The 25005-nt window shown below is 55.6% G+C and carries 26 protein-coding genes and 1 pseudogene; 18 read left to right on the forward strand and 9 right to left on the reverse strand.

What is annotated here, in order from left to right:
* Positions 1–100: 100 nt before the first annotated feature.
* Both ABLV66_RS11710 and ABLV66_RS11715 read right to left on the reverse strand, forming a co-directional pair.
* Positions 101–1483: a NarK family nitrate/nitrite MFS transporter gene (locus ABLV66_RS11710; protein ID WP_049060100.1), complete on the reverse strand. Its 1383-nt coding sequence runs from the start codon at positions 1481–1483 to the stop codon at positions 101–103.
* Positions 1484–1663: 180 nt separating this feature from the next.
* Positions 1664–2245: a TetR family transcriptional regulator gene (locus ABLV66_RS11715; protein WP_047079107.1), complete on the reverse strand. Its 582-nt coding sequence runs from the start codon at positions 2243–2245 to the stop codon at positions 1664–1666.
* Positions 2246–2366: 121 nt separating this feature from the next.
* Between ABLV66_RS11715 and ABLV66_RS11720 the strand changes: the two genes are divergently transcribed.
* Positions 2367–3857, forward strand: a complete 1491-nt coding sequence (locus tag ABLV66_RS11720) for an MFS transporter (RefSeq protein WP_063415991.1) — start codon at positions 2367–2369, stop codon at positions 3855–3857.
* 2 nt (positions 3858–3859) lie between these two features.
* Here ABLV66_RS11720 and ABLV66_RS11725 read toward each other — a convergent pair whose 3' ends face one another.
* The gene (locus ABLV66_RS11725) at positions 3860–4657 is read right to left on the reverse strand and encodes an IclR family transcriptional regulator domain-containing protein (protein WP_045394113.1); all 798 of its coding nucleotides are present in this window, start codon (positions 4655–4657) and stop codon (positions 3860–3862) included.
* Positions 4658–4866: 209 nt separating this feature from the next.
* Here ABLV66_RS11725 and ABLV66_RS11730 point away from each other — a divergent pair.
* The 7 genes and pseudogenes from ABLV66_RS11730 to ABLV66_RS11760 all read left to right on the forward strand — a co-directional run bounded on the left by ABLV66_RS11730 (position 4867) and on the right by ABLV66_RS11760 (position 11116).
* A pseudogene (locus ABLV66_RS11730) lies at positions 4867–6029 on the forward strand (muconate cycloisomerase family protein).
* Positions 6030–6041: 12 nt separating this feature from the next.
* The gene (catC, locus tag ABLV66_RS11735; protein WP_015366454.1) at positions 6042–6332 is read left to right on the forward strand and encodes a muconolactone Delta-isomerase; all 291 of its coding nucleotides are present in this window, start codon (positions 6042–6044) and stop codon (positions 6330–6332) included.
* Positions 6333–6401: 69 nt separating this feature from the next.
* Positions 6402–7328 carry a catechol 1,2-dioxygenase gene (gene catA / locus ABLV66_RS11740; protein ID WP_015705528.1) on the forward strand — a complete coding sequence of 309 codons (927 nt, stop codon included), beginning with the start codon at positions 6402–6404 and terminating at the stop codon, positions 7326–7328.
* 111 nt (positions 7329–7439) lie between these two features.
* Positions 7440–8822 (forward strand): Rieske 2Fe-2S domain-containing protein, encoded by a 1383-nt coding sequence (locus ABLV66_RS11745; protein WP_063415987.1) that lies wholly within the window; start codon positions 7440–7442, stop codon positions 8820–8822.
* Positions 8822–9307: a benzoate 1,2-dioxygenase small subunit gene (gene benB / locus ABLV66_RS11750; RefSeq protein WP_015366457.1), complete on the forward strand. Its 486-nt coding sequence runs from the start codon at positions 8822–8824 to the stop codon at positions 9305–9307. The genes ABLV66_RS11745 and benB overlap by 1 nt, the downstream gene beginning before the upstream one ends.
* A gap of 9 nt (positions 9308–9316) precedes the next feature.
* A complete protein-coding gene (gene benC, locus ABLV66_RS11755; protein ID WP_063415985.1) occupies positions 9317–10333 on the forward strand; it encodes a benzoate 1,2-dioxygenase electron transfer component BenC in 1017 nt (338 codons plus the stop codon).
* A 9-nt stretch (positions 10334–10342) separates the two neighbouring features.
* Positions 10343–11116, forward strand: coding sequence for a 1,6-dihydroxycyclohexa-2,4-diene-1-carboxylate dehydrogenase (locus tag ABLV66_RS11760; RefSeq protein ID WP_213797168.1), 774 nt, complete (start codon positions 10343–10345; stop codon positions 11114–11116).
* Here the strand turns inward: ABLV66_RS11760 and yddG are convergent.
* Positions 11113–11991: an aromatic amino acid DMT transporter YddG gene (gene yddG / locus ABLV66_RS11765; RefSeq protein ID WP_047064740.1), complete on the reverse strand. Its 879-nt coding sequence runs from the start codon at positions 11989–11991 to the stop codon at positions 11113–11115. The two genes, ABLV66_RS11760 and yddG, sit on opposite strands and share 4 nt — an antisense overlap.
* 224 nt (positions 11992–12215) lie before the next feature.
* Between yddG and fdnG the strand changes: the two genes are divergently transcribed.
* Genes fdnG through fdnI form a run of 3 tightly spaced genes read left to right on the forward strand, consistent with a single transcriptional unit; the run spans position 12216 to position 16808 of the window.
* Positions 12216–15263 (forward strand): formate dehydrogenase-N subunit alpha, encoded by a 3048-nt coding sequence (fdnG, locus tag ABLV66_RS11770; RefSeq protein ID WP_088389858.1) that lies wholly within the window; start codon positions 12216–12218, stop codon positions 15261–15263.
* 11 nt (positions 15264–15274) lie between these two features.
* Positions 15275–16159: a formate dehydrogenase subunit beta gene (gene fdxH / locus ABLV66_RS11775; protein WP_047048652.1), complete on the forward strand. Its 885-nt coding sequence runs from the start codon at positions 15275–15277 to the stop codon at positions 16157–16159.
* Positions 16152–16808 carry a formate dehydrogenase-N subunit gamma gene (gene fdnI / locus ABLV66_RS11780; RefSeq protein WP_045366159.1) on the forward strand — a complete coding sequence of 219 codons (657 nt, stop codon included), beginning with the start codon at positions 16152–16154 and terminating at the stop codon, positions 16806–16808. Before fdxH ends, fdnI begins: the two co-directional genes overlap by 8 nt.
* 42 nt (positions 16809–16850) lie before the next feature.
* Here fdnI and ABLV66_RS11785 read toward each other — a convergent pair whose 3' ends face one another.
* The 3 genes from ABLV66_RS11785 to ppk2 all read right to left on the reverse strand — a co-directional run bounded on the left by ABLV66_RS11785 (position 16851) and on the right by ppk2 (position 18368).
* Positions 16851–17168, reverse strand: a complete 318-nt coding sequence (locus ABLV66_RS11785; RefSeq protein ID WP_080957285.1) for a CcdB family protein — start codon at positions 17166–17168, stop codon at positions 16851–16853.
* 5 nt (positions 17169–17173) lie between these two features.
* A complete protein-coding gene (locus tag ABLV66_RS11790) occupies positions 17174–17362 on the reverse strand; it encodes a hypothetical protein (protein WP_047048646.1) in 189 nt (62 codons plus the stop codon).
* A 187-nt stretch (positions 17363–17549) separates the two neighbouring features.
* Positions 17550–18368 carry a polyphosphate kinase 2 gene (gene ppk2 / locus ABLV66_RS11795; protein WP_047079112.1) on the reverse strand — a complete coding sequence of 273 codons (819 nt, stop codon included), beginning with the start codon at positions 18366–18368 and terminating at the stop codon, positions 17550–17552.
* A gap of 194 nt (positions 18369–18562) precedes the next feature.
* Here ppk2 and ABLV66_RS11800 point away from each other — a divergent pair, with 194 nt between their 5' ends.
* The gene (locus tag ABLV66_RS11800) at positions 18563–18871 is read left to right on the forward strand and encodes a monooxygenase (protein ID WP_316422342.1); all 309 of its coding nucleotides are present in this window, start codon (positions 18563–18565) and stop codon (positions 18869–18871) included.
* A gap of 12 nt (positions 18872–18883) precedes the next feature.
* Here the strand turns inward: ABLV66_RS11800 and ABLV66_RS11805 are convergent, their stop codons facing one another.
* The gene (locus ABLV66_RS11805) at positions 18884–19069 is read right to left on the reverse strand and encodes a hypothetical protein (protein ID WP_063415516.1); all 186 of its coding nucleotides are present in this window, start codon (positions 19067–19069) and stop codon (positions 18884–18886) included.
* A 53-nt stretch (positions 19070–19122) separates the two neighbouring features.
* A complete protein-coding gene (locus ABLV66_RS11810) occupies positions 19123–19401 on the reverse strand; it encodes a hypothetical protein (protein ID WP_348876673.1) in 279 nt (92 codons plus the stop codon).
* A 276-nt stretch (positions 19402–19677) separates the two neighbouring features.
* On the opposite strand from ABLV66_RS11810, the gene ABLV66_RS11815 reads away from it, so the two are divergent.
* The 6 genes from ABLV66_RS11815 to ABLV66_RS11840 all read left to right on the forward strand — a co-directional run bounded on the left by ABLV66_RS11815 (position 19678) and on the right by ABLV66_RS11840 (position 24985).
* Complete coding sequence (locus tag ABLV66_RS11815) at positions 19678–19809, forward strand: hypothetical protein (RefSeq protein ID WP_015366472.1); 132 nt, start codon at positions 19678–19680, stop codon at positions 19807–19809.
* Positions 19810–19962: 153 nt separating this feature from the next.
* Positions 19963–21078 (forward strand): branched-chain amino acid ABC transporter substrate-binding protein, encoded by a 1116-nt coding sequence (locus ABLV66_RS11820; RefSeq protein WP_015366474.1) that lies wholly within the window; start codon positions 19963–19965, stop codon positions 21076–21078.
* A gap of 111 nt (positions 21079–21189) precedes the next feature.
* Positions 21190–22104, forward strand: coding sequence for an ABC transporter permease subunit (locus tag ABLV66_RS11825; RefSeq protein ID WP_047067670.1), 915 nt, complete (start codon positions 21190–21192; stop codon positions 22102–22104).
* 9 nt (positions 22105–22113) lie between these two features.
* A complete protein-coding gene (gene livM / locus ABLV66_RS11830; protein ID WP_316422341.1) occupies positions 22114–23400 on the forward strand; it encodes a high-affinity branched-chain amino acid ABC transporter permease LivM in 1287 nt (428 codons plus the stop codon).
* Positions 23397–24269, forward strand: coding sequence for an ABC transporter ATP-binding protein (locus ABLV66_RS11835; RefSeq protein WP_348876670.1), 873 nt, complete (start codon positions 23397–23399; stop codon positions 24267–24269). Before livM ends, ABLV66_RS11835 begins: the two co-directional genes overlap by 4 nt.
* On the forward strand, positions 24269–24985 hold the full coding sequence (locus ABLV66_RS11840; protein ID WP_047048625.1) for an ABC transporter ATP-binding protein: 717 nt from the start codon (positions 24269–24271) through the stop codon (positions 24983–24985). The genes ABLV66_RS11835 and ABLV66_RS11840 overlap by 1 nt, the downstream gene beginning before the upstream one ends.
* The last annotated feature ends 20 nt before the right edge of the window (positions 24986–25005 follow it).

Raw genomic sequence — 25005 nt, forward strand, 5'->3', positions numbered from 1 at the left:
CTCCGATGATGTCCGGCATCGTGCCACCCGGCCGGATGAGCGAACGAACTCGTAGGCCGGATAAGGCGTAAGCCGCCATCCGGCAGATAAATCGTTATGGTTAGGCGGGTTTACGGCGGCCATAGACCAGCCAGGTCACCAGCACGCAAACCACATAGAAGACAAAAAAGACTTTCATCGCGCCCACCGGCGAGCCGGTCATGGCCAGAGAGGTCCCGAAGGCTTTTGGAATAAAGAAACCGCCAATGGCGCCGATTGCGGCGATAAAACCGAGCGCGGCGGCGGTATCGGTCACCGCTTCGTGCTGGGCCTGTTCGTCGCTGCCGCCGCGCTTTTTCACGCTATCAATGGTAAGCTGGCGGAAGATCACGGCGATCATCTGGAAGGTGGAGCCGCTGCCAAGCCCGGCGGTTAAGAACAGGCCCATAAACACCACGTAGAAGGCGAAGAAGCTTCCGGAACCGGAGCCCGGCAGGGTGAGGAAAAGCAGGCCGGTAAAGACCGCCATCAGAATGAAGTTGACCAGCGTCACCCGTACGCCGCCCAGGCGGTCGGAAATGATACCGCCGAAGGAGCGCGCCAGCGCGCCGATAAACGGGCCGAAGAAGGCCAGTTTCAGAATATCGACATCCGGAAACTGGGTTTTCGCCAGCATCGCGAAGCCGGCGGAGAAGCCGATAAACGAGCCGAAGGTCGCCAGATACAGCAGGCTTAACAGCCACATATGCGGACGCTTCAATACCGGTAACTGATCGCGAATCGAGGCTTTGGAACTGGCAATATCGTTCATACCGAACCACGCGAAAACGGTGGCGATGACCAGTAACGGCACCCACAGCAGCGGTGAGTTGCCAAGCCACAGCATGGCGCCGCCTGGTTGCTCAACGCCGCGGACGCCCAGGAAGGTAAAAATCGGCAGAAAGATAAAAATGGGCGAGACCAGTTGCATCACGCTGACCCCGAGGTTGCCGAGACCACCGTTGATGCCTAATGCGCTGCCCTGTTTAGCCTTGGGGAAGAAGAAGCTGATATTGCCCATGCTTGAGGCAAAGTTGGCGCCGGCAAAACCACACAGTAACGAAATAGCGATAAATACCCAGTACGGAGTAGTTGGATTTTGCACTGCCAAACCCAGCCATAAACAGGGAATCACCAGAATAACCGTGCTAATAACCGTCCAGTAACGCCCACCCATTATAGGTACCATAAAGGAGTAGGGGACGCGTAATATTGCGCCGGAAAGTGAAGGTAGCGCCGTTAATAAAAAAAGCTGGTCGGTTGTGAAATTAAAACCCACTTTATTGAGATTGACCGCGACCGCGCTAAATAACATCCAGACGCAGAAGGCGAGTAACAGACAAAATACGGAAATCCATAAGTTCCTGCGTGCGATGGCTTTTCCTTTATTTTCCCAGAAGGCTTCATTTTCTGGTCGCCAATCCTTTAAAAGATAATGATTCTTTTTATCACCTTCTATCGACATAACACCCTCACTAAAGCGTACGAGATCAAAAGGATAAATAAAAAAACAGCTGAAGTTGTGCAGGCTGGAATTAAGGCTCAGCTGTTTTTAATAATTGTATTGTTTGAGAATAGATAAGAATCGAGACGTGAAAGAATTCACGCCGGCAATGAAGGGTGGTTAATTGTTACTAAATGTAACCTAAGCCTGAGGGAGTTCCAGCGCGATATAATGTTTTAAGTAACGGGTAAATGCCGCATCGTCAATGGCTTGCATCCCCAACGCGTAAATGCCATCCAGCCCGCAAACCAGGGCAATCAGACGCCAGGCGATATTTTCTGCCGTATCCTGCGGCTGAAATTCACCGGCTTCGGCGCCGCGGTTAATCGCCGTGACCGTTTCATCATGCCACATGGTCATGGTCAGCAGATACGCGGCCTTAATTTCCTCATCGCTATCGGACAAAATCTGCGCTTCCCGCCACAGGCGTATATAGGGCTCGAGACGGCCATCTTCGCTGCCGAGTAATGAAAACAGGCGTTCGCTCCATGAGGCGTCATCGGTCAGCAGCTGAATATCGAGCATTTCGCGGATCAAGCGGATAAAGGCCTGCGCTTTTAGCTCGCCGGTCGAGGCAAAATGATGATGTAACTGACCTGCGGCGACGCCGGCTTCGCTGGCTATCTGGCGTACGGTCATGGCGCTGAAGCCGCCATTTAGCGCCACTCGCATGGCGGCCTGCATGATAACTTCCCGACGCGCTTCCCGATTTAAATAGTGCATAGCGACCCGTAACAAAGAGGTGATGGGATGATGGTAACAAAAAGTTGGACAGACGTTCAACAATCCGGCAGGATCGCAATCCTGGACGCGTGTCCAATTTCGAAAATTGAGGAAAAGTAGTATGTCTCGGCAATGGTTAACGCTGATGGCGATTTTGCTGGTTTATATCCCGGTAGCAATTGACGCAACGGTGCTGCATGTAGCCGCCCCGACGCTCAGCGTCGCGCTTGGCACCAGCGGCAACGAGCTACTGTGGATCATTGATATCTATTCGTTGGTGATGGCCGGTATGGTGCTGCCGATGGGCGCATTGGGCGATAAAATCGGCTTTAAGCGCTTATTGCTGCTCGGTAGCGCAATTTTTGGTATTGCTTCGCTGTGCGCCGCGCTGTCGCCGTCGGCGATAACGCTGATTATTTCCCGCGCGCTGCTGGCGGTTGGCGCGGCAATGATTGTGCCGGCGACGCTTGCCGGGATCCGCGGCACTTTCGCCGAAGCCAGCCAGCGTAACATGGCGCTGGGATTATGGGCCGCGGTGGGATCCGGCGGCGCGGCATTTGGCCCGCTGGTGGGCGGCATGCTGCTGGAACACTTCTACTGGGGATCGGTGTTCCTGATCAACGTGCCAATCGTGCTGCTGGTCATTGCCATCAACGCTAAGGTTGTGCCCCGTCAGCCCGCCCGCCGCGAGCAACCGCTGAATCTGCCGCAGGCGCTGATCCTGATTGCGGCCATTCTGATGCTGGTGTTTAGCGCTAAGTCGGCGCTAAAGGGGCAGCTGGCGCTGTGGCTAATCGCGCTGGTGGCTATCGGCGGGGCGGCCATGTTGACCTGGTTTGTCCGCAAACAGCTGTCGATGCCGACGCCGATGGTGGATATGCGTCTCTTCACCCACCGCATTATTTTAAGCGGGGTGATGATGGCGATGACCGCGCTCATTACGCTGGTTGGTTTTGAATTGCTGATGGCGCAGGAGCTACAGTTCGTGCATCAGAAAACGCCGTTTGAAGCCGGGTTGTTCATGCTGCCGGTGATGGTCGCCAGCGGCTTTAGCGGGCCGATTGCCGGAATGCTGGTATCGAAACTAGGGCTGCGGCAGGTGGCGACCGGCGGTATGTTGCTGAGCGCTTTAAGCTTTTTGGGACTGTCGATGACCGACTTCAGCACGCAACAGTGGCAGGCGTGGGGGTTAATGACGCTGCTGGGCTTTAGCGCCGCCAGCGCGCTGCTGGCGTCAACGTCGGCGATCATGGCGGCAGCGCCGAAAGAGAAGGCGTCGGCGGCAGGCGCCATTGAAACCATGGCCTATGAATTGGGCGCGGGGCTCGGTATTGCGCTGTTCGGCCTGATTCTGACCCGTAGCTACAGTTCGGCGATTGAACTGCCTGCCGGGATTGGCGGTGAGGCAGCGGTACAGGCCTCATCGTCCATCGGCGAGGCGATGAAGGTGGCGCAATCGCTCCCCGCGATACCGTCAGATTCACTAATCGCGGCGGCGAAAACCGCGTTCATCAGCGCCCATAGCATTTCCCTGGCGACGGCTGGCGTTCTGCTGTTGTTGCTGGCGCTGGGGATCTGGCGCGGGCTGGCCAATACGCCGGCGCCACGGTAATGTCACAGCTGAAGAGACAGCTCCATCGCCGCGCGACGCAGCGGCGCCAGGGCTTTCTCCTTCAGCGCCGCGGCGCTCATCGAAGAGGCGGGGACGCCAACGTTGAGCGCTGCCACCACCTGGCCGCTACGCGACAGCAGCGGTACCGCAAGCGAGCATAATCCAACTTCAATTTGCCTGTCCGCCAGCGCATAGCCCTGCATGCGAACTTTGGCGATTTCCGCACGTAGTGCTGTAGGATCGCACAGGGTATACGGGGTGTAGCGCATCAGATGTGCGCGTGACAGTGTCACTTCTAGTTGATCTTCGGGCAACGCGCTCAGCAATACCCGTCCCATTGAGGTTGTCCATGCCGGGAGGCGGCTGCCGCGGCCCAGATCGACGCTGAGCAAGTTATTGACCGCCGCGCGGGCGATATACAGTACGTTGTCGCCATCAAGCGTGGCGGCGGAGCAGCTTTCACCTAACGTCTTACCAAGATTGTCCAGCGCCGTTTGCGCCACCTTCGCCAGCGGGGTTCCCGCCAGATAGGCGTGGCCCACTGCCAGCACGCGCGGCAGCAGTTCATAGCTGCGGCCGTCCGGGCTATGCACCATCCCCAGCGCCGCCAGGGTATACAGGCAGCGGCGCACCGCCGCGCGGGAAATTTGCGTTTTTTGACTTAACTGCGAAATGGTCAGCCGCTGGCGCTGGGGAGTAAAAGCATTGAGCACCTCCAGCCCGCGGGCGAGTGACAGCATAAAATTGGGGTCGTGCTCGGCCTGCCTGGCGCTCAGCGTAGTGTGGGTATTGTCGCTCATTGCATCTTTCTCCGTTGCAACGTAAAGCTCACGGGGAATCACTATACCGCGCGCAAACCAGGGCGCGGTGAATTGTGCCTGTTTTACCACCTCGATCACATTATTAACCGCAATTTAACAAGCGTGCCGATAATCGCACAACATTTCGATTATCGCCGTTGACCATCCGCCAGGCTGGACCCTATTGTCAAAGCACAGACATCCCCGTTATGGATGTGGGTACAAAAAGTTATGCATCTTTCAGGAACAAAAAATGACTGCGACCGTAGAACGCATTGAGAGCTGGTTAGTGGATGTACCGACTATCCGGCCACATAAATTATCGATGACCACCATGGGCTGCCAGACGCTGGTCATCGTGCGCATTACCCGTTCCGATGGCGTATGCGGTATCGGTGAAGCGACGACTATCGGCGGGCTGAGCTACGGCGTCGAGAGCCCGGAGGCTATCTCATCGGCCTTGACCCACTATCTGACGCCGCTGCTGAAAGGGCAGCCGGCGGATAACCTGAATGCGCTGACGGCGCGTATGAATAGCGCCATTAGAGGCAATACTTTCGCAAAATCTGCCATTGAAACCGCACTCCTTGATGCCCAGGGCAAAGCTTTAGGGCTACCGGTATCGGCGCTGCTCGGCGGAGCGCTGCAAACGTCGTTGCCGGTGCTGTGGACGTTAGCCAGCGGCAATACCGCGAAAGATATTGCCGAAGGGGAAAAGCTGTTAGCCGAGCGCCGTCATCAGGCATTCAAGCTGAAAATTGGCGCACGGGAATTAGCCACCGATCTCCGCCATACCCGCGCCATTGTGGAAGCCTTAGGCGATCGCGCCAGCATTCGCGTTGACGTTAATCAGGCCTGGGACGCCGCGACCGGCGCGAAGGGTTGTCGCGAGCTGGCGGCGATGGGGGTCGATCTCATCGAACAGCCGGTGAGCGCGCAGGACAATGCAGCGCTGGTGCGCCTGAGCCAGCAAATCGAAACCGCGATCCTGGCGGATGAAGCGGTCGCGACCGCTTACGATGGTTACCAACTGGCGCACCAGGGCTTTACCGGCGCTTACGCGCTGAAAATCGCCAAGGCGGGCGGGCCGAATAGCGTGCTGGCGCTGGCCCGCGTCGCGCAGGCGGCGGGGATTGGCCTGTATGGCGGCACGATGCTGGAAGGGACCGTGGGGACCGTTGCTTCTCTGCATGCCTGGTCGACATTGCCGCTGCAGTGGGGAACCGAGATGTTCGGCCCGCTGCTACTCAAAGACGATATCGTCAGCGTACCGCTGACCTTTGCCGACGGTCAGGTGGCGTTGCCGCAAACGCCAGGACTCGGGGTGGAGCTGGATGAAGACAAGCTGCGCTTCTATTCCCGTAAAGCATAGCAGGAGAAAATAATGCTATTTAAAGTTGATATGACCGTTAATATTCCGATCGGGTTTCCTGCCGCCGAAGCGGATGAAATTAAACAACGCGAAAAAGCCTATTCGCAACAATTACAACGTGAAGGCAAGTGGCGACATATTTGGCGCGTCGCCGGTCTTTACGCCAATGTCAGCATTTTCGATGTAAAAGATGCCGAAGAGTTGCATCAAATTTTAATGGGATTGCCGTTATATCCATTTATGGATATTCGCGTAGAGGCGCTGTGCCGTCATCCCTCGTCTATTCGTGAAGACGATAGCTAATAATAATAAAACATGACCTCATGCCGGGAGCACCCGGCAAATATCCTACAACGATAAGAGAGAATAATTATGAGTAATGCTTTCGTACAACAAGAAGCCGTGCAGAAATTATTACGTGAAGGCGCGGGTTTAAATGTTCCAGGCGGTAACGAACGTTTTAAAGCCATTGTCCACCGTTTGCTGGAGAATATCTGCACGCTGATCGATGACTATAACGTCACAGAAGAAGAGTTCTGGCATGCGGTGAACTATTTGCACGAGCTGGGTGGGCGCCAGGAAGCGGCGCTGCTGGCGGCGGGGCTGGGTCTTGAACACTTCCTCGACCTGCGTCAGGACGCTATCGACGCGGCGGCGCATCGTGAAACCGGCACCCCACGCACCATTGAAGGGCCGCTGTATGTGGCCAATGCGCCGCTGGCCGACCGCCATGCCCGCATGGATGATGGCACCGACGCCGGCGAAGTGATGTGGCTGCACGGCCAGGTTAAAGATAGCCAGGGCCAGCCGATCGCTAACGCCATCGTTGATATCTGGCACGCCAATACCCTGGGTAATTACTCGTTCTTCGATCAGAGCCAGAGCGACTACAACCTGCGTCGTCGTATTCGCACCGGCGCCGATGGCCGCTATAGCGTGCGCAGCATCATGCCATCCGGCTACGGCTGCCCGCCGGATGGTCCAACCCAGAAGTTGCTGGATCAGTTAGGCCGCCACGGCAACCGTCCGGCACACATTCACTTCTTCGTCTCCGCGCCGGGGCATAAACATCTGACCAGTCAGATCAACCTCAGCGGCGACAAATACCTGTGGGATGATTTTGCCTTTGCCACCCGCGATGGACTGATTGCCGACCCGGTGAAAGTGAGCGACCGCGAGACGATTGCACAGCGTGAACTGGACGGTGAGCACACCGAAGTGCGCTTTGATTTCACCCTCTGTAAAGCGCTGAGCCCCGACGAAGAGCACCGCGGCACCCGTCTGCGCGCCAAAGAGTAATCTGCTTTAGCGGCCCCGGCCACGCTGATGGCCCGGGCCGCGCTCTACACCCGATAATCACCACATTTGCCAAATATCTTTAATCCTGAATTCTGCAGGAGGAGTTAACTCATGCAAAAAACGCTATCAGCGCTTAAAGACAAAATTAACAACGCGTTAATTGTCGACCGTGAAAATCATATTTACCGTTGCCACCGCTCTATATTTACCGATCAGCAGTTATTTGATTTTGAAATGAAACATATCTTCGAAGGTAATTGGGTGTTTCTCGCCCATGAAAGCCAGATTGCCGAGCCGGGAGATTATTATACCCTGACGCTGGGACGGCAGCCGGTTATTATTACTCGCGATAAAAAGAATGAATTGCATGCATTAATTAATAGCTGTGCCCACCGCGGCGCCATGTTATGTCGACGCAAAACCGGGAATAAAAATTCGTTTACCTGTCCGTTCCACGGCTGGACCTTCAGCAATAACGGCAAATTATTAAAAGCCAAAGATGAGAGCACCGGCGCTTATCCTGACACCTTCAAACATGAAGGGTCTCACGATCTGCAAAAATTGCCGCGTTTTCAGTCTTACCGCGGTTTCTTATTCGGTAGCCTCAATGCGGACGTGCAGCCGCTGGAGGAGTATCTCGGCGAAACCCGCAAAATCATCGATCTGATCGTCGATCAGGCGCCGGAAGGACTGGAAGTGCTGAAGGGCTCGTCGAGCTATGTTTACGAAGGCAACTGGAAGCTGGGCGCGGAGAACGGCGCCGATGGTTATCACGTCAGCGTGGTGCACTGGAATTACGCCTCAACCATGTCACGCCGCAACTATGAAGCGGAAGGGACGCATGCGGTTGACGCCAACGGCTGGTCAAAGAGCGTCGGCGGCGGCTACGGATTTGACAACGGCCACATGTTGCTGTGGACCCGCGCGTTGAACCCGGAAGTGCGCCCGGTCTATGCCCACCGCGACCGTCTGCAGGCGGAGTTCGGTGAACTGCGCGCCGACCAGATGGTCAATGAAACCCGCAACCTGTGCCTGTATCCCAACGTCTACCTGATGGATCAGTTTTCTACACAGATCCGTGTAATTCGCCCGATTGCGGTCGATAAAACCGAAGTCACCATCTGGTGTTTTGCGCCGAAAGGGGAATCAGACCAGGCCCGGGCGTTACGCATCCGCCAGTACGAAGATTTCTTTAACGTCAGCGGAATGGGGACGCCGGACGATCTGGAAGAGTTCAGCGCCTGCCAGCGCGGCTATCTTGGCGAAAATCTGGCATGGAGCGACCTCAGCCGCGGCGCGCTACGTTGGGTCGACGGCCCGGATGAACACGCCAGGCACGCGGGTTTTACGCCGCGGCTAAGCGGGGTGAAATCGGAAGATGAGGCGCTGTATATCGCCCATCATCACCACTGGCAAACGGTCATGCTGGCGGCGCTGGAACAGGAACAGCAGCGCTACGACCAGTCCATTACCCAGCGTGTGGAGGTGGCCTGATGCTGAATCTCGAACAAGTTCGTCAGTTTCTCTATTACGAAGCCCGCCTGTTGGATGACCGTCAGTGGGATGAGTGGCTGAGTTGTTACAGCCCGCAGGTGGTCTACTGGATGCCGGCATGGGGCGACGATGACCAACTGACGCGCGACCCGCAAAAAGAGATTTCACTTATCTACTACCCCAACCGTGAAGGACTGGAGGATCGTGTCTATCGCATTAAAACCGAACGTTCCGGCGCCAGCACGCCGGAGCCGCGTACCACGCACATTATCAGCAATGTCGAGCTGATGGGCGAGAGCGATGAGGGGCTTGCGGTGCGCTACAACTGGGTCACCTGGAGCCATCGCTATCAACACACGGATGCCTATTTCGGCTCTACCTGCTGTACGCTAATTGAGCAGGACGGCAGGCCGCAGATCGTTCGTAAAACGGTACGCCTGAATAACGACTATATCCGTCAGGTTATCGACGTTTACCACATTTAAGAGGCGCTTATGACTTTTAATATTGCTCTTAATTTTGAGGACGGCATTACGCGATTTATTCAATGCAATGCCGGAGAGAAGGTGCTGGATGCGGCCTATCGCCAGAAGGTAAACCTGCCGATGGACTGTTCTGACGGCGTTTGCGGCACCTGCAAATGTCACTGCGCCAGCGGTGAATACGACCTGGGGGAGGATTATCTCGACGAGGCGTTAAGCGACGACGAAGCGCAGGCTCGCCAGGTGCTGACCTGCCAGATGGTCCCGACCAGCGACTGTGTGATCGACGTGCCGGTGGCCGCCGCGCAGTGTAAAACCGCGCTGACGAACACCGGGGCGCAGGTACGACAGGTGAATTTACTGTCCGATACCGCCATCGAACTGGTGGTCGCGCTGGATGAACCGCTGGCTTTTCTGCCGGGGCAATATATCAACATTCAGGTACCGGGCACGCCTCATGTGCGCGCCTACTCATTTAGCTCGTTGCCGGGTTCTCTCGAAGGGCGCTTTCTGATCCGTAACGTGCCTGGCGGCATGATGAGCCAGTGGTTAACCCAGCAGGCGCGGCCCGGCGACCGCCTGACCCTCAGCGGGCCGATGGGCAGCTTCTATTTGCGCAGCGGAGAACGCCCGCTGCTCATGCTGGCGGGCGGCACCGGGCTGGCGCCGCTGCTGTCCATGTTACACACCCTGCAGACACAGGGTAGCCCGCGTTCGGTGACGTTACTGTACGGGGTGACCCGTGACGACGATCTGGTGAAAACCGACGCGCTGGATGCGTTTAAACAGCAACTGACGGGATATCGCTGGCTGCCGGTGGTGGCGGATGAAAGCAGTTCCTGCCCGCGGCGCGGCTTCGTGACCGAACATCTCGATGACGCGATGCTGAATAACGGCGATGTTGACATCTATCTTTGCGGACCGCCGCCGATGGTGAATGCGATCGCCACGGCGCTGCGCGAACGAGGAATTTCCCCGGCAGGATTCTGGTATGAGAAATTTATCGCCAGCCAGAGCGCGGCGGCGTAAGGAGACATGATGCGTTTTACCGATAAAATCGTCGCTATCACCGGCGCGGCGCAGGGCATTGGTCGCCAGACCGCAGAACAGGCGGCAACTGAAGGCGCCGCCCTGTTGCTGATTGACCGCTCGCCTTACGTACATGAACTGGCTGCCGTTTTAGCCCAGGCCGGAAGTCAGGTACTGGCGCTGGAGGCTGATCTTGAGCAGTGGCAGAGTACTGAACAGGCGTTTGCCGCCGGGGTCGCGCATTTTGGCCGCCTCGACGTGCTCATCAACAATGTCGGCGGCACCATCTGGGCGCGACCTTTCGCCGAGTATCAGCCAGAACAAATTGAGAAAGAGATCCGCCGCTCGCTGTTCCCCACCTTGTGGGGCTGCCGCGCGGCGCTCCCCTGGATGCTGAAGCAGGGGAAAGGCAGCATCGTCAATATCTCGTCGGTGGCGACGGCAGGGGTGAACCGGGTGCCTTACTCGGCGGCGAAAGGCGGCGTTAACGCGCTGACCCGGTCTATCGCTATGGAGTACAGCGGCAGCGGCATTCGGATTAACGCCGTCGCGCCGGGCGGTACGGAGGCGCCGCCGCGCCTGACGCCGCGCAATGAAGAGCAGCCGAGCGAGCAGGAAAAGGCGTGGTATCAGCAGGTTGTCGATCAGACGGTGGCGAGCAGCCTGATGCGCCGTTACGGCACGCTGGCGGAACAGGCGAATGCGATCCTGTTTCTCGCCAGCGATGAGGCCAGCTATATCACCGGCGTGACGCTACCGGTGGCGGGCGGCGACCTCGGCTAACGGCGGGTGGCATACCAGCAGAGCAGGGAGCCGAGACATACCATCCCGGCCCCCTGCCAGAATGACCATGAGAGCGCGGCGCTGAGCAGCACCGCCGCCAGCGCGGAAGAGAGCACCGGCGTAAAGTACGACGCCGCCGCCAGCAGGCTGACGTTGCCGTGCAGGATGCCAACGTTCCACGCCGCGTAGGCCAGCCCCAGCGCCACGGAGACCGTAATCAGCTTAATGACTACCGGCCAGCTAAACAGCATCGGCGGCTGCGCGCTGGCCAAAAACTTCAGCCACAGGGTCAGCGCCGTTAATAAGACGAAGAGGGTAATGCCATTTTTGCCTTTGGCATATTTCGCGGTAACCGTGCAGTACGCCGCCCAGATAAACGCGCCGATAAATGCCAGAAAATAGCTCAGCGGGCTCGAAATGACGTTATTGATAATTTCATCGAGGTTAAGTCCGTGTTCGCCGCCAAGCACCCAGCTCACGCCGAACAGCGCCAGCAATAAGCCGGGGATCACCAGCCAGCTGCTTTTCTGACCGTTAAAAAGAATGGCGAATAAAATGGTCAGGCTGGGCCACAGGTAATTGACCATTCCCACTTCAATGGCCTGCTGGCGGGTGGCGGCGAAGCCCAGCGACAGGGCGAGGCAGATCTCATAGCTAACAAACAGCACGCTGCCGGCCAACAGATAGCGGCGCGGGATCTGGCGCAGGTTGGGAAAGCCGACGGTAAAAATGAGCAGCAGGCCGCTGAGACTATAAATCATCGCCGCGCCGCCGACAGGACCTAGCCCTTCGCTAACGCCGCGAATCAAGCCGACCATCGTGCTCCATAATATAATGGCGGCGAAGCCTATTGACGTCGCTCTCTTTTTTTCCATGTTTAACCTGATAGTGACTCAAACGCAGCCAGAATTTATAACATCTTTTTGCGCCCGGCGGTCGATCTTTTCCGTAGCACATAACTCTTTGGGGTTAGTCAAACTCGTCGCCGATGACTCTTTAGAGGGCTAGCGTGGGCGACCTTGATTTGACGCAATAAAAAAAGGGACATTGCTGTTAGTTTCCTCCGCGCGATGAACAAACATCCTGCATGGAGGAATCAATGGACGTCAGCCGCAGAAAGTTTTTTAAAATCTGCGCAGGCGGTATGGCCGGAACAACAGCTGCCGCACTGGGCTTCGCCCCGAAAATGGCGCTGGCTCAGGCACGCAATTTCAAATTGCTGCGCGCAAAAGAGATCCGCAACACCTGCACTTACTGCTCCGTGGGCTGCGGGCTATTAATGTATAGCCTGGGCGACGGCGCGAAAAACGCCAAAGAAGCGATTTATCATATCGAAGGGGATCCGGATCATCCGGTAAGCCGCGGCGCGCTGTGCCCGAAAGGCGCCGGTCTGCTGGACTACGTCCACAGTGAAAATCGCCTACGGTATCCGCAATATCGCGCTCCGGGTTCGGATAAATGGCAGCGCATCTCCTGGGATGAAGCTTTTAACCGCATCGCCAAATTGATGAAAGCCGACCGCGATGCCAACTTTATTGAAAAGAACGAGCAGGGCGTGACGGTTAACCGCTGGCTTTCCACCGGGATGCTGTGCGCCTCGGCGGCGAGTAATGAGACCGGCATGCTGACGCAAAAATTTGTGCGCTCGCTCGGCATGCTGGCGGTAGACAACCAGGCGCGCGTCTGACACGGACCAACGGTAGCAAGTCTTGCTCCAACATTTGGTCGCGGTGCGATGACCAACCACTGGGTTGATATCAAAAACGCAAACGTCGTAATGGTGATGGGCGGCAACGCCGCGGAAGCGCATCCGGTGGGATTCCGCTGGGCGATGGAAGCGAAGAACAATAACGATGCTACGCTTATCGTCGTCGACCCACGTTTTACGCGTACCGCGTCGGTGGCCGATATCTATGCGCCGATTCGTTCCGGTACCGACATTACGTTCCTGTCGGGCGTGCTGTTGTACCTTATCGAAAATAATAAGATTAATGCCGAGTACGTAAAGCATTACACCAATGCCAGCCTGCTGGTACGGGATGATTTTACCTTCGAAGATGGCCTGTTCAGCGGCTACGATGCGGAAAAGCGCCAGTATGATAAATCGTCCTGGAACTACCAGTTCGATGAAAATGGCTACGCGAAACGCGATGAAACGCTCAGCCATCCGCGCTGCGTCTGGAATCTGCTCAAGCAGCACGTTTCCCGCTACACGCCGGAAGTGGTTGAAAACATCTGCGGTACGCCGAAAGAAGACTTCCTCAAAGTCTGCGAGGTGCTGGCTTCAACCAGCGTCGCGGATCGCACCACCACCTTCCTGTATGCGCTGGGCTGGACGCAGCACACCGTCGGCGCGCAGAACATCCGCACCATGGCGATGATCCAACTGCTGCTCGGCAACATGGGCATGGCTGGCGGCGGCGTCAACGCGCTGCGCGGACACTCCAATATTCAGGGGCTCACCGATTTGGGTCTGTTGTCGACCAGTCTGCCGGGTTATTTGACGCTGCCGTCCGATAAACAGAGCGATCTGCAAAGTTATCTTAGCGCCAACACGCCGAAAGCGACGCTGGCCGACCAGGTGAACTACTGGAGCAACTACCCGAAATTCTTCGTCAGCCTGATGAAATCGTTCTACGGCGATGCGGCGCAGAAAGAGAATGACTGGGGCTTCAACTGGTTGCCGAAATGGGATCAGGCCTACGACGTCATCAAGTACTTCAATATGATGGATAACGGCAACGTCACCGGCTATATCTGCCAGGGCTTCAACCCGGTTGCGTCCTTCCCGGACAAAAACAAAGTGGTGCGTAGCCTCAGTAAGCTGAAATATATGGTGGTTATCGATCCGTTGGTGACCGAGACCTCGACTTTCTGGCAGAACCACGGCGAGTCTAATGATGTCGACCCGGCTACGATTCAGACCGAAGTCTTCCGTCTGCCATCGACCTGCTTTGCCGAAGAAGACGGTTCGATCGCCAACTCCGGTCGCTGGCTGCAGTGGCACTGGAAAGGCCAGGACGCGCCGGGCGAAGCACGCAACGATGGCGAAATTCTTGCCGGGATCTATCACCGTTTGCGTGAGCTGTACCGTCGCGAAGGCGGTAAGGGCGCGGAACCGCTGCTGAAAATGAGCTGGAGCTATAAGCAGCCAGATCATCCGGAATCGGAGGAGGTTGCAAAAGAGAACAACGGCTACGCGCTGGCGGATCTCTACGATGGCAATGGGGCGCTGCTGGCGAAAAAAGGACAGTTGCTGAATAGCTTCGCACTGTTGCGCGATGACGGCAGCACCGCGTCATCTTGCTGGATCTACACCGGCTGCTGGACCGAGCAGGGTAACCAGATGGCGAATCGCGATAACGCCGATCCTTCTGGGCTTGGCAATACGCTGGGCTGGGCCTGGGCCTGGCCGCTCAACCGCCGCGTGCTGTATAACCGCGCATCGGCCGATATTAACGGCAAACCTTGGGATGCGAAGCGAATGCTGATCCAGTGGAACGGCAGTAAGTGGGTCGGTAATGATATTCCGGACTTCAATACCGCGCCGCCGGGGAGCAACACCGGGCCGTTTATTATGCAGCAAGAGGGGCTTGGGCGCCTGTTTGCACTCGATAAACTGGCGGAAGGGCCGTTCCCTGAACACTACGAGCCGATGGAAACGCCGCTTGGCACCAACCCGCTGCACCCGAATGTGGTCTCCAGCCCGGTAGTGCGTTTATACGAAGATGACGCTATTCGCTTAGGTAAGAAGGATAAGTTCCCGTATGTCGGTACTACCTATCGCCTGACCGAACACTTCCATACCTGGACCAAGCATGCGCTGCTTAATGCGATTGCGCAGCCGGAACAGTTTGTCGAAATCAGCGAAGGGCTGGCGAAAAGCAAAGGTATCGTCAACGGCGACTGGGTGAAAGTCAGCAGCAAGCGCGGCTTTATTCGCGCGGTTGCCGTGGTGACCCGCCGACTGCGCACGCTGAACGTCAACGGCCAGCAGGTAGAAACCGTCGGTATCCCGCTGCACTGGGGTTTTGAAGGCGTGGCCCGTAAAGGTTACATCGCCAACACCCTGACGCCTAACGTCGGCGATTCCAACTCGCAAACGCCGGAGTATAAGGCGTTTTTGGTCAACATCGAGAAAGCGTAAGGAGCGATTAAATGGCGATGGAAACACAAGACATTATTAAACGCTCCGCGACCAACCAGATGACTCCCGCGCCACGCGCGCGGGACTATAAGGCCGAAGTCGCCAAGCTTATCGATGTCTCCTCCTGCGTAGGCTGTAAAGCCTGCCAGGTGGCCTGTTCCGAGTGGAATGACATTCGCGATGAAGTAGGGCACTGCGTCGGCGTGTACGACAACCCGGCGGATCTCAGCGCTAAATCCTGGACGGTAATGCGTTTTAGCGAGACCGAACAGAACGGCAAGCTGGAGTGGCTTATCCGCAAAGATGGCTGTATGCACTGCGAAGAGCCGGGTTGCCTGAAAGCCTGCCCGTCCGCCGGGGCGATCATTCAGTACGCCAACGGCATCGTCGATTTCCAGCAGGAAAACTGCATCGGCTGCGGCTACTGCATTGCCGGGTGTCCGTTTAATATTCCGCGTCTCAATAAAGAGGATAACCGGGTCTATAAATGCACGCTGTGTGTGGATCGGGTCAGCGTCGGTCAGGAACCGGCCTGCGTGAAAACCTGTCCTACCGGCGCTATTCACTTCGGCACGAAAAAAGAGATGCTGGAAGTGGCGCAGGAGCGGGTGGATAAGCTTAAAAAACGCGGTTATGCCAACGCTGGGATCTACAACCCGCAGGGCGTAGGCGGCACCCACGTGATGTACGTGCTGCATCATGCCGACCAGCCGGAGTTGTATCACAAGCTGCCGAAAGCGCCGCAGATCGATACCAGTATCAATCTGTGGAAGGGGGCGCTGAAACCGCTGTCGGCGGCGGGCTTTATTGCCACCTTTGCCGGGCTGATTTACCACTACATCGGTATCGGGCCGAACAAGGAAGTTGATGACGATGAGGAGGAACATGATGAATAAATCGAAAATGATAGTGCGCACCAAATTTATCGACCGCGCCTGTCACTGGACGGTGGTTATCTGTTTCTTCCTGGTGGCGCTGTCGGGGATTTCGTTTTTCTTCCCGACGCTACAGTGGTTGACGGAAACCTTCGGCACACCGCAGATGGGGCGTATCCTGCACCCGTTTTTCGGGGTGCTGATTTTTGTCGCGCTGATGTTTATGTTTGTGCGTTTTGTCCACCACAATATCCCTGATAAACAGGATATCCCCTGGCTGAAAGGCATCGTGGAGGTTCTGAAAGGCAACGAACATAAGGTCGCGCGCGTCGGTAAATATAACGCCGGGCAGAAGATGATGTTCTGGACCATTATGAGCATGATTTTTGTGCTGCTGGTGACCGGGGTGATTATCTGGCGCCCGTATTTTGCGGACTATTTCCCGATTCCGGTTATCCGTTACAGCCTGCTGATACACGCTACTTCGGCGATTATCCTGATCCACGCGATCCTCATCCATATGTATATGGCATTCTGGGTCAAAGGGTCGATTAAGGGCATGATCGAAGGCAAGGTGAGCCGCCGTTGGGCGAAGAAACATCACCCGCGTTGGTATCGCGATGTCGAACGCCTGGAAGCGCAAAAAGAGAGCCGTGAGGGAATGAAGTAAGCCTTTATGGGGTAAACCCGCCCCGGTGATATCGGGGCGGGTTTACGTATTTGTTATAAGCGCATCGATGGCGGAAATAACAGCCGTTCTTTCTTTATGTAAATTACAGACGAAATATTTATTATTCAGGCGCTGCTTTGCTACGCTGGTTATTCCCGGGGTGTTGAGGAATAGCTTTTGAAAGTCAATATTTACTAGTGGAGCTGCAGGGTGATAATGACTCGCCATATGTATATGATAACTCAGTGGCAAAACTAACCTTGATGATAAATCATCATAATAATCATGTTGAATCACCATAAGATAAGGTTGGAGTTCATTTGTCCTCGGTGATGGATTACGATAAACATCAGATTGCATGATAACTAAATCCCTTCGAAGAATGGGTCTTCCGACAGTAAACCGGCGCGCGCGGTAAATTCATTCATGGCATTTATGAATTCCTGGTGTTGCTGTAGTCTTTCCGCATCACTAATGGTTTGCCGATCGAAGGTCTGTTTAATCGCCGCATCAGACTCGTTTCGCTGTTTTTTATTCATCGCATTGCTATTCATTTTCTGCTCCCTGTGATTAACAGTCTGATTATCTCTGCATTAAACCGGAAAATAAATGTCGTTAACAACGCTTTTTTATATTTTGCGAGCCGGGTTCCAGAGCAACGCAACAGATGAAATATTAACGTTTATTGTAATAATCCTCTGCGCAGGGGGAATACTGCGCAAAGGTGATAAAGCTATTCCTTCAAAACTTCTCAGGAATAAACCGGAAAGGAAAATGGGTCGGTTTCACTTTGCCAATTTTACGTTTCGGTAAGGTAATGTGTTCCGTTGGTAGAGCCTCGTAGGGGATCTGTGAAAGCAGATGGGTAATAATATTCAGGCGTACGCGTTTTTTATCTTCCGAGCGGGCGACAAACCACGGCGCCCAGGCGGTATCGGTGGCGGCAAACATCGCATCACGCGCTACGGTGTAGTCATCCCAGCGGTTGAAGGATTTAATATCCATCGGCGATAGCTTCCAGATTTTGCGTCCGTCATCAATACGGTCGCGCAGGCGCCGTTCTTGCTCCTGCGGCGTTACCTCCAGCCAGTATTTCAGTAAAATAATGCCGGAATCGACCATCCCTCGTTCTACCATCGGCGCGCCGTCGAGGAATTTTTGCACCTCCTCCTCGGTACAAAATCCCATCACCCGCTCAACGCCGGCCCGGTTGTACCAGCTGCGATCGAAAATCACTATCTCGCCGGCGGCGGGAAGATGTTTGATATAACGCTGAAAATAGAGCTGGCTGCGTTCGCGCTCGGTTGGCGCGGGCAGGGCGACGACGCGGAAAACCCGGGGGCTGACGCGTTCGGTTATCGCTTTGATGGTGCCGCCTTTGCCTGCGCCATCGCGACCCTCGAAGACGATGCATACCTTAAGCCCTTTATGCACTACCCACCGCTGTAGCTTGACCAACTCGACGTGCAGTTTACGCAACGCCTGCTGATATTCTTTCTCGCTTAACGGCTCCGTTTTGGCGGGTATGACGGGCGCAACGGCTTTCTTCTTGTTTCCCATGGCTGTCCTCCTGCGTGGTGGCCTGAAAGGCAGGTCGCTGTTTAAAGTGTAATCAGAGCCAGGCAAAGCGGCGGAAAACTTCTCATCCGGCGGAGAGAGAAAGATAGCCATTAAGCGCATCAACTCACTGTTGCTTAATGAGGAATCGGGTAGGATAGTCTCGTCAATTTACTAAAATCATTCAGGGAGAGAGTATGTCGAATAAACTTTTGCAAGTGCACTTTGCTTTTAGCGGACCGTTTGGCGATGAAATGTCGGCGCAATTAGCCGAGCTCGCGCAATCTATTAACCATGAGCCCGGTTTTATCTGGAAGATTTGGACGGAGAATAGCGCTACGCAGGAAGCCGGCGGCATATATCTGTTCGAAGATGAACAGAGCGCGCAGGCTTATGCAAAAAAACACGTCGCCCGCCTACGGCAATTTGGCGTGCAGGAGATGTTCTACAAGATTTTCGATGTCAATTTAGCGCTCAGCCAGGTTAACCACGGGCCGCTCAATTAAAACAAACCGTGGTTACATATAGCGCTCAAACTGCCATGCCGCCACGGCTTCGAGGATAAACAGCCCGGATACAACAATACCCGCCACGCGATGGCGGGAATAAACTAGTATTCCCGCGACCACGGCTAACACCGGTAACGTAATGGGCCAGCAGGCGACGATAGTAATCCAGGCGATGATCAGATAATCCTTCATCATGGCGAATACTCCGTGGTCAATGTTTACCGGCGCGCACGATGCGCCGGTAAAAATCAGAATTCGACGACGCCGCCTTGTTCAATACGGTCAATATCATTGGTAACGGGATTCACCTTTTCGTTGTAATAGGTGTAGGCATTAACGTCGGGCGTCATCGTTAATTTTGGTTGTTCCGTTATCGATTCAGGCGATTCTGCTGGTGGATTAACGGCAAGGTCTGCCGGTTCCGGCGGCGTATAATGTAACTGGTCGGCGAGATTACCCGCCGCGAAGGCGCAGGCGTTAATAGAAAGCGCGCTGATGGCGATAATAATTAATTTTTTTAAAGTCATGATTTTCATCCATGAGGCGAAACCCGCCACGGCGGCAGGTAAAAGAGCAAGGCTTAGGATAATACGTAAAAGAAGTTAATGTTTCAAAGCGTAAACGCCGTCTGGCAGCATAAAGTTGCTATTCATCGGCAATTCTTTATGGTAGCGACCTGTATTGCCGAGCATTCCCCATGCTCTCGTTATTAATTTCACATTAATGCAGCAAAATTTTCACTAGTTTTGATCATCACCGCACTTTTGCACCAGCCCGGTGCGCAAGGTTGCTAAAGTCGTTCTATGTTTAGCTCACTGTCGGTATGGACACCAGCGTTCCCGGCAGGCCACGTGACGGCAACAGACCTCCTGACCTGTAAAGACTGGCGCATTGCCGGGGTGGTACCGATTGCGGTCACGCTACGCGACTATTAGTAATCGATCTGGCGATACCTCTCTTCCTGGCGGGTTTTTTGCTTTATCTAGCGAAGCCGCTACGGCTTATTCCAGCATTGGCACGTTACGCTGTAAGTGGTTTTTACTGCGCCAGTTTATGGCGTCTGTTCGATATCGCTGAGGACTATCCGAATGTCTTTAAAACTTAAAAAGTTGACTCTGCATTTTGCAATAGCAGGTTGTTTGAGCGCGGCATTTTATGCACAGGCGGATGTGAAGATTGGCGTGGCCGGCCCATTTACCGGGCCGAATGCGACCTATGGCGCCCAATACTGGAAAGGGGCATCGCAGGCGGCGGCTGATATTAATGCCGCCGGGGGGATTAAAGGCGAAAAAATTGTGCTGGTGCAGGGCGATGATGCCTGTGAACCCAAGCAAGCGGTGGCAGTGGCTAACCGCCTGGTCGACGACTCCGGCGTCTCGGCGGTGGTGGGTCACTTCTGCTCTTCCTCGACGATGCCCGCCTCCGAGGTCTATGACGAAGCCGGCATCCTGACCATCACGCCGGGTTCCACCAATCCGCAAATCACCGAACGCGGAATGAAAGATATGTTCCGCATGTGCGGGCGCGATGACCAGCAAGGGGTGATTGCCGCCAACTACATGCTGGATGTGCTGAAGGCGAAGAAGATCGCCGTCATTCACGATAAAGACACCTACGGTCAGGGATTAGCCGATGCGACGCGCGCGGCGCTGGCTAAACGCGGGACGAAAGAAGTGCTGTATGAAGGCTTATCCCGCGGGGAAAAAGACTTTAATGCCCTGGTCACCAAAATCGGCGCCCTGAAACCGGATGTGGTTTATTTCGGCGGCTGCCACCCGGAAGCCGGCCCGCTGGTGCGCCAGATGCGCGAGCAGGGCGTCCAGGCTAAGTTCTTCTCCGGCGACTGCGTGGTGACCGAAGAGTTAGTTACCGCCGCGGGCGGGCCGCAGTTCACCAACGGCGTATTAATGACCTTCGGTAAGGATCCGCGCACCATTCCTGAAGGTAAAGCGGTGATCGACAAATTCCGCGCCAGCGGTTTTGAACCGGAGGGTTATACCCTTTACGCCTACGCTTCGATTCAGGCTATCGCCGCCGCCTATAACGCCGCCGGTACCGATAATGCCAAAGCCAGCGAATGGTTAAAAAACCATAGCGTCGATACCGTGATGGGTAAAAAAGCCTGGGATGGCAAAGGTGACCTGAAAGTATCGGATTACGTGGTTTATCAATGGGATGATAAAGGCAAATATCATCAGCTGTAACCCGGGATTGTAGTGCGCATAACGTCCTCATCAGAGGGGCGTCGTACCACCATAAGCAGCAGACGTTAAGGCCTCTGCGTCTGCTGCACCTTGACTGGCAGGATGGTTCATATGGCGGCATTCTTTCTGCAACAACTGATCAATGGCTTAACGCTTGGCGCGGTATATGGGCTTATCGCCATTGGCTACACCATGGTTTATGGCATCATCGGTATGATTAACTTCGCCCACGGCGAGGTATATATGGTCTCAGCCTATCTGTGTGCTATCGGGCTGGCGCTGCTGGCCTACTTCGGTATTCACTCCTTCCCGCTGCTGATTTTCGGCACGCTGGTGTTTACGATTATCATCACCGGCGTCTACGGCTGGGCCATCGAACGCATTGCTTATCGGCCGCTACGTAACTCAACGCGTCTGGCGCCGCTGATTTCGGCTATTGGCATGTCGCTGATTTTACAAAACTACGTGCAACTGAGTCAGGGCCCCAATCAACAGGGGATCCCGACGTTGATGCACGGCGTATTGCGGATTACGGTAGGTGATGGCGTGGTGCAAATCACCTGGACCAAAATCTTCATCCTGCTCGCCGCCTTCGTCGGCATGGTGGTACTGAGCTGGATAATCAACCACACGCAGTTAGGTCGGGTTTGCCGCGCGACCCAGCAGGATCGGCGGATGGCGGCCATTCTCGGCATTAACACCGATCGGGTGATCTCGCTGGTGTTTATGATTGGCGCCGCCATGGCGGGCCTCGCCGGGGTGCTGGTGACCATGAATTACGGCACGTTTGATTTTTATATCGGCTTCATTATCGGCATTAAGGCCTTCACCGCGGCGGTGCTGGGCGGGATCGGTTCGCTACCGGGGGCGATGCTTGGCGGCCTGCTGCTGGGCGTTGCCGAGGCGCAGTTCGCCGGGTTAGTGAACTCGGATTATAAGGATGTCTTCTCGTTCGCATTGCTGGTGGCGATTCTGATTTTTCGTCCGCAGGGGCTTCTGGGCCGTCCTGTGGTGGCCAAGGTCTAAGGGGGACATATGACCGATATTTCCCGTTTAGACGGCATCGACGTCAAACGCAGCGTTATTGATAGCGTGCTGGCCGGTTTATGCGCGCTGATAGTCTTTGGCCCGATCGTCGGCATCGTGCTGAAGGGGTACAGTTTTACGCTTTCCCCACAGCGCGTCATCGTGCTGGTGGCGGTGGTGATGGCGGGGCGGCTGTTGCTCAGCCTGCTTTTGCAAACCCGCGGGGGGAAGCGGTTTGTCGGACGTTTTGAAGGCAACGACCAGGGGGTATTTGTCCGTCCCCCCGGCTATCGTAGTCGGCTGCGTTTTGTCCTGCCGCTGCTGGCGATCGTGGCTATCGCTTTCCCGTTAATGGTCAGCAAGTATCTGCTTACCGTGGCGATCCTCGGGCTTATCTACGTCCTGCTGGGGCTGGGATTAAACATCGTGGTGGGTCTCGCGGGGTTACTTGATTTGGGGTACGTCGCCTTCTACGCCATTGGCGCCTATGGCCTGGCGCTTGGCTATCAATACCTTGGCTTAGGTTTCTGGGCAATGCTGCCGCTGGGGGCGGTGATGGCAGCGCTGGCAGGAGCATTATTGGGTTTTCCGGTATTACGAATGCATGGCGACTACCTGGCTATTGTGACGCTGGGATTCGGCGAAATCATCCGCCTGGTGCTCAACAACTGGGTGAGCTTTACCGGCGGCCCCAACGGCGTTTCGGTGCCATCGCCAACGCTCTTCGGCCTCGAGTTTGCCCGGCGAGCCAAAGAGGGCGGCACTCCGATTCATGAATTTCTGCATATTGCCTACAACCCCAACCTTAAATTTATCTTTATTTATGCCGTGTTGTTTATCGTGGTGTTAATGGTGTTGCTGATAAAACACCGCCTGACCCGGATGCCGATTGGCCGGGCCTGGGAGGCGCTGCGGGAAGATGAAATCGCATGCCGGGCGATGGGGCTGAATCACGTGCTGGTTAAGCTGTCCGCGTTTATGCTTGGCGCGTCGACGGCCGGCATCGCCGGCGTCTTTTTCGCGACTTATCAGGGGTTCGTCAACCCGACGTCGTTCACCTTTTTCGAATCGGCGCTGATCCTCGCCATCGTGGTATTAGGCGGCATGGGCTCGACATTGGGAGTGGTGCTGGCGGCTTTCGTCCTGACGGTCACGCCGGAGCTGCTGCGCGGCTTTGACGAATACCGGGTTCTGCTCTTTGGCGTGCTGATGGTCCTGATGATGATCTGGCGCCCGCGCGGGCTGGTGCGCACCGGGCGTACCGGGGTGGAAATCCGCAAAGGAGTCGCGCCATGAGCGATGCAATATTGCAGGTCGAGCATCTGATGATGCATTTTGGCGGGATTAAAGCGCTGAATGATGTCAACCTTGAGGTTGAACGCGGATCGATTACCGCCCTGATTGGCCCGAACGGCGCGGGGAAGACCACGGTGTTTAATTGCCTGACCGGATTCTACCGCGCCAGCGGCGGCGCCATTCGTCTTAATGCCCGGCAACGAATGACCGATGTGATTCAGGTTCTCGGGCAGAAACTGCATGCCGATGATTTTTTCCATCCTGCGCGCCTGGGACGGCGGATGTACTACAAAATGTTCGGCGGCGCGCATCTGGTCAACCGCGCCGGGCTGGCGCGTACCTTCCAGAACATCCGCCTGTTTCGCGAAATGACGGTGATTGAAAATCTGATGGTGGCCCAGCATATGCAGGTCAACCGCCACTTGCTCGCCGGGATCCTGAACACCCGCGGCTATCGGCAGGCGGAGAACCGCGCATTAGAGCGGGCCTTTTACTGGCTGGAAGTGGTGGAAATGGTTGACTGCGCCAATCGGCTGGCGGGAACGCTCTCTTATGGCCAGCAGCGGCGACTGGAGATCGCCCGCGCGATGTGTACCGGGCCGGAAATACTGTGTCTTGACGAACCCGCAGCCGGACTCAATCCGGCGGAAACGCGTGCCCTGAGCCGGATTATTCGTTTTCTGCGAGAACATCATGGCGTCACCATACTGCTGATCGAACATGATATGAGCCTGGTGATGGAAATCTCCGATCGCGTGATTGTGCTCGACCACGGCGATGTAATTGCTCATGGCACCCCGGCTGAGATCCAGGCCAACCTGAGCGTGATCGCCGCATACCTTGGTACCGATGAACAGGAGATTGCCTGATGAGCCAACCGTTGCTGGAATTTCGCGAGGTTAATGTTTTTTACGGGCAAATCCAGGCGCTGAAGTCGGTATCGCTAACGGTCAATGAAGGCGAAACGGTGGCGTTAATCGGCGCTAACGGCGCCGGAAAATCCACGCTGCTGATGTCCATTTTCGGCCAGCCGCGTATTTCCGCTGGCAGTATTATCTATCGCGGACATGATATTAGCCGCCAGTCGACGCACTATATCGCCACCAACGGTATTGCCCAGGCGCCGGAAGGACGACGTATTTTTGCCGACATGACGGTGGAAGAGAATCTGCTGATGGGCACTATTCCCATTGGTAATCGTTATCAGAATGAAGATAAAGCGCGGATGTATCAGCTTTTTCCACGGCTGGAAGAGCGTCGCGCGCAGCGGGCGATGACGCTCTCCGGCGGCGAGCAGCAAATGCTGGCGATCGCCCGCGCGCTGATGAGTCGGCCAAAGCTATTGCTATTAGATGAACCGAGCCTGGGTCTGGCGCCGCTGGTGGTGAAGCAGATTTTCAGCATCTTGCGCGAGTTGACCGCCCAGGGTATGACGCTGCTGCTGGTGGAGCAAAATGCGTACCACGCGCTAAAACTGGCTAACCGCGCGTATGTGCTGGTCAACGGCGAAATACGTCTGAGCGGTAGCGGCGCAGAGTTGCTGGATAACCCGGAAGTCAGAAATGCTTATCTGGGGATGGGTTGAGTTTTCGTCGGTCGTAAGGG

Source organism: Klebsiella sp. CN_Kp073 (assembly GCF_040065495.2).
GTDB lineage: Bacteria > Pseudomonadota > Gammaproteobacteria > Enterobacterales > Enterobacteriaceae > Klebsiella > Klebsiella aerogenes.

Coding starts and splice junctions, on each gene's coding strand:
- fdxH (WP_047048652.1), top strand. CDS start 15,275: ATGGCGATGGAAACACAAGACATTATTAAACGCTCCGCGACCAACCAG.
- catA (WP_015705528.1), top strand. CDS start 6,402: ATGAGTAATGCTTTCGTACAACAAGAAGCCGTGCAGAAATTATTACGT.
- ABLV66_RS11725 (WP_045394113.1), bottom strand. CDS start 4,657: ATGAGCGACAATACCCACACTACGCTGAGCGCCAGGCAGGCCGAGCAC.
- ABLV66_RS11825 (WP_047067670.1), top strand. CDS start 21,190: ATGGCGGCATTCTTTCTGCAACAACTGATCAATGGCTTAACGCTTGGC.
- ABLV66_RS11720 (WP_063415991.1), top strand. CDS start 2,367: ATGTCTCGGCAATGGTTAACGCTGATGGCGATTTTGCTGGTTTATATC.
- ABLV66_RS11815 (WP_015366472.1), top strand. CDS start 19,678: ATGTTTAGCTCACTGTCGGTATGGACACCAGCGTTCCCGGCAGGCCAC.
- ABLV66_RS11760 (WP_213797168.1), top strand. CDS start 10,343: ATGCGTTTTACCGATAAAATCGTCGCTATCACCGGCGCGGCGCAGGGC.
- ABLV66_RS11800 (WP_316422342.1), top strand. CDS start 18,563: ATGTCGAATAAACTTTTGCAAGTGCACTTTGCTTTTAGCGGACCGTTT.
- ABLV66_RS11840 (WP_047048625.1), top strand. CDS start 24,269: ATGAGCCAACCGTTGCTGGAATTTCGCGAGGTTAATGTTTTTTACGGG.
- ABLV66_RS11745 (WP_063415987.1), top strand. CDS start 7,440: ATGCAAAAAACGCTATCAGCGCTTAAAGACAAAATTAACAACGCGTTA.
- ABLV66_RS11805 (WP_063415516.1), bottom strand. CDS start 19,069: ATGATGAAGGATTATCTGATCATCGCCTGGATTACTATCGTCGCCTGC.
- benB (WP_015366457.1), top strand. CDS start 8,822: ATGCTGAATCTCGAACAAGTTCGTCAGTTTCTCTATTACGAAGCCCGC.
- ABLV66_RS11785 (WP_080957285.1), bottom strand. CDS start 17,168: ATGCAATCTGATGTTTATCGTAATCCATCACCGAGGACAAATGAACTC.
- benC (WP_063415985.1), top strand. CDS start 9,317: ATGACTTTTAATATTGCTCTTAATTTTGAGGACGGCATTACGCGATTT.
- fdnI (WP_045366159.1), top strand. CDS start 16,152: ATGAATAAATCGAAAATGATAGTGCGCACCAAATTTATCGACCGCGCC.
- ppk2 (WP_047079112.1), bottom strand. CDS start 18,368: ATGGGAAACAAGAAGAAAGCCGTTGCGCCCGTCATACCCGCCAAAACG.
- ABLV66_RS11790 (WP_047048646.1), bottom strand. CDS start 17,362: ATGAATAGCAATGCGATGAATAAAAAACAGCGAAACGAGTCTGATGCG.
- ABLV66_RS11715 (WP_047079107.1), bottom strand. CDS start 2,245: ATGCACTATTTAAATCGGGAAGCGCGTCGGGAAGTTATCATGCAGGCC.
- ABLV66_RS11710 (WP_049060100.1), bottom strand. CDS start 1,483: ATGTCGATAGAAGGTGATAAAAAGAATCATTATCTTTTAAAGGATTGG.
- ABLV66_RS11835 (WP_348876670.1), top strand. CDS start 23,397: ATGAGCGATGCAATATTGCAGGTCGAGCATCTGATGATGCATTTTGGC.
- ABLV66_RS11810 (WP_348876673.1), bottom strand. CDS start 19,401: ATGACTTTAAAAAAATTAATTATTATCGCCATCAGCGCGCTTTCTATT.
- livM (WP_316422341.1), top strand. CDS start 22,114: ATGACCGATATTTCCCGTTTAGACGGCATCGACGTCAAACGCAGCGTT.
- catC (WP_015366454.1), top strand. CDS start 6,042: ATGCTATTTAAAGTTGATATGACCGTTAATATTCCGATCGGGTTTCCT.
- yddG (WP_047064740.1), bottom strand. CDS start 11,991: ATGGAAAAAAAGAGAGCGACGTCAATAGGCTTCGCCGCCATTATATTA.
- ABLV66_RS11820 (WP_015366474.1), top strand. CDS start 19,963: ATGTCTTTAAAACTTAAAAAGTTGACTCTGCATTTTGCAATAGCAGGT.